This window comes from Streptomyces sp. NPDC056600 (genome assembly GCF_042792855.1).
GTDB lineage: Bacteria > Actinomycetota > Actinomycetes > Streptomycetales > Streptomycetaceae > Streptomyces.
In genome coordinates this window covers 1-854 of the sequence record NZ_JBHTVQ010000132.1, presented here as the reverse complement: position 1 = coordinate 854, position 854 = coordinate 1, and the positions used below count along the sequence as shown (strand labels likewise).

Annotated in this window: 1 rRNA gene; it reads left to right on the top strand. The window is 50.6% G+C overall.

Annotated elements, in window-relative coordinates:
• Positions 1-114: 114 nt before the first annotated feature.
• A 16S ribosomal RNA gene (locus tag ACFRAV_RS31295) occupies positions 115-854 on the top strand; the annotation flags it as partial.

Below are 854 nucleotides of genomic sequence, written 5' to 3'. Positions count from 1 at the left end.
GACCTACGTCGCCCCTTCCAGAGTGAATACCTACGTGCTTTCTGCCCCTCCGGGGGCTTTCGGGCGCCGGGGGTGCCGGGTAAAACCGCGCCGCCGGGCTACGTCCGGGAGGAACAAGGTATCTGGTTGATTCTGCCAGTAGTCATATGCTTGTCTCAAAGATTAAGCCATGCATGTCTAAGTATAAGCAATCTATACTGTGAAACTGCGAATGGCTCATTAAATCAGTTATCGTTTATTTGATAGTACCTTACTACATGGATACCTGTGGTAATTCTAGAGCTAATACATGCTAAAAACCCCGACTTCGGGAGGGGTGTATTTATTAGATAAAAAACCAATGCCCCTCGGGGCTCCTTGGTGAATCATAATAACTTAACGAATCGCATGGCCTTGCGCCGGCGATGGTTCATTCAAATTTCTGCCCTATCAACTTTCGATGGTAGGATAGTGGCCTACCATGGTGGCAACGGGTAACGGGGAATTAGGGTTCGATTCCGGAGAGGGAGCCTGAGAAACGGCTACCACATCCAAGGAAGGCAGCAGGCGCGCAAATTACCCAATCCCGACACGGGGAGGTAGTGACAATAAATACTGATACGGGGCTCTTTTGGGTCTCGTAATTGGAATGAGTACAATCTAAATCCCTTAACGAGGAACAATTGGAGGGCAAGTCTGGTGCCAGCAGCCGCGGTAATTCCAGCTCCAATAGCGTATATTAAAGTTGTTGCAGTTAAAAAGCTCGTAGTTGAACCTTGGGTCTGGCTGGCCGGTCCGCCTCACCGCGAGTACTGGTCCGGCTGGACCTTTCCTTCTGGGGAATCCCATGGCCTTCACTGGCTGTGGGTGGAACC